3 protein-coding genes are annotated in these 2,169 nt (G+C 57.0%); all 3 read left to right on the top strand.

All coding sequences use genetic code 11. From position 1 onward, the window contains the following. On the top strand, nt 1–756 hold a 756-nt coding region (locus ABYV26_RS24700), incomplete at its 5' end, for an NAD(P)-dependent oxidoreductase (RefSeq protein ID WP_372684006.1). 226 nt (nt 757–982) lie between these two features. Beyond that, nucleotides 983–1,531, top strand: coding sequence for a ferritin (locus ABYV26_RS24695; RefSeq protein ID WP_372684005.1), 549 nt, complete (start codon nt 983–985; stop codon nt 1,529–1,531). Between the two features lie 160 nt (nt 1,532–1,691). Then, on the top strand, nt 1,692–2,169 hold a 478-nt coding region (locus ABYV26_RS24690; protein ID WP_372684004.1), incomplete at its 3' end, for a hypothetical protein.

Genomic DNA, 2,169 nt, shown 5'->3' with positions numbered 1-2,169 from the left:
CTGATCCGGCCTGAAGCGGCCGGGTTCGGTTGCGTCTATTTCGCCGCCCAGATGCTGGCCACCCGCAATGAAGTCCTCTCGGGAAAAATCTGCCTGGTCTCCGGATCCGGCAATGTGGCTCAAGCCACCGCCCGGAAATTGATCGAGATGGGGGCCAGGGTGGTCACCCTGTCCGATTCATCGGGTCATATCTACGATGAGGAGGGAATTGATGCGGACAAACTGGCATTCGTCAGCCGCCTGAAAAACATCCGGCGGGGCAGACTCAGCGAATATGTCGATCAATATGCCCAGGCCGTCTATACACCGGCGGCCGCTGATCAGGAATCCAATCCGCTGTGGCGGCACCGCGCCCAGTGTGTCTTTCCCTGCGCAACCCAGAATGAAATCGGCAAACAGGACGCCTACCACCTGATCAACAACAACGTCAAACTGGTGTGCGAAGGCGCCAGCATGCCCTGCACCGCCGACGCCCGGGATATTTTCATGGACAAGGGGATCCTCTACGCGCCCAGTAAAGCGGCCAATGCCGGTGGTGTGGCCGTCTCCGGCCTGGAATTGACCCAGAACAGCATCCGCTTGACCTGGCTGGGTGAAGAAGTGGACAACCGGCTGAAGATCATCATGAAGGGCATACACGACACCTGTCTGGCCGCCGCCGACGCACACGGCAGTCCCGGCAACTATCTCATGGGCGCCAACATCGCCGGTTTCATCAAGGTGGCCGACACCATGCTGGACCAGGGGATCATATAGCCGACGCCACCGTCTTCTCCTCATTCAGCAACAGCGGCATCCGCTTTGTTGTCAGCCCTTGAAGGCAAGGGTGCCGATGATTATGTTGGCAGTTCACCGGCAGGTGCGATTAGGCTTGCCAGGCTGTCCTGAAAACAGAAGCACCCGATCCTGCGCCAACCATTCGGCGAGCGCCGGTCAGGTATTGTTTGCGAATAACCATTTGATAAGGTGGAAGGAGAGTTCCATGATCAGTGATAAAATGACCCAGGCATTGAATGAACAGGTCAACCGGGAGATGTATTCAGCCTACCTTTATATGGCCATGTCGGCCCACTGCAACCAGGAGGGGCTCAAGGGCTTCGCCAACTGGTTCATGGTGCAGTACCACGAAGAGATGCTCCATGCCATGAAGTTCTACGAGTATATCCAGCGGCAGGGAGCCCGGGTAAAACTCGCCGCCATCAAGGAGCCGCCCGCTGCCTTCGAGTCACCGCTGGACATGTTCACCAAGACCCTGGCCCACGAGCAGTACATTACCCAGTCCATCAACGATCTCATGGAGCTGGCCATTGCCGAAAAAGATCATGCGTCCCAGATTTTTCTGGAATGGTATGTAACCGAGCAGGTGGAGGAAGAGGAAAACGACAACGACATCATCGCCCAGCTCAAATTCATCAAAGACAACCCCCAGGGATTGATGATGCTGGACAGGGAACTGGCCGGCAGGGCTGCCAACGTGCCCACGGATTTCAGCAAAGGCATCGAATCGGCCATGGCCGCGTCCGGCGCGTAATCCGGTTGCTGAAAAACCGCTTTGGGCGTGCCGCCCATTCCGAATTGGAGGCGGAGATCAACTCTGCAACAGGCTCGACCATTTCGTTTTATTTAAAATCATGTGAAATACCGCCTTTTGAGATTGTCCTTTTTCTTCGAAGGCGGTATTTTTTGTGCCCATGAAAACCATGCTCAAACCCATGCTGCTGACCGCCGCCACCCTGGCGGCCGCGGTGTGCATCGTTTTCTGCTTCACCCTCTTCTGGGTAAAATCCAACCATGGTCTTCAATGGGTGCAGTCCCGGATCAACGCGGAAATCCCGGGAAGGATAACCATTGAAACCCACCGGCTGTCCCTTCTAGGACCGGGCCTTGACCTTTACGGGATCGCGCTTCATGACCCCAAGGGGCTCACCCTGGCCGGCCTATCCCATCTTTCCGTGGAACTTGACTGGCGGGCCCTGTGGCGACGGGAAATCAGAATAAACCGTGTCCTGCTGCAGGATCCCTGGACAGACCTCGCCGTCGATGAGGCCGCGGGCATTAACCTGATAGCCGCCCTGGTGCCGCCTGCCCGGGAAAAGGAGACGGAAGCGCCGACGCCCGATGGCCCCGGACTGCCCTTCAATATCGTATGTGAATCGATTCAACTGACCG

The sequence above is a fragment of the Desulfosarcina sp. genome (assembly GCF_041551955.1).
GTDB lineage: Bacteria > Desulfobacterota > Desulfobacteria > Desulfobacterales > Desulfosarcinaceae > Desulfosarcina.
Note: the sequence above shows the minus strand (reverse complement) of the source record. Positions and strands in the feature narration are given on the sequence as shown.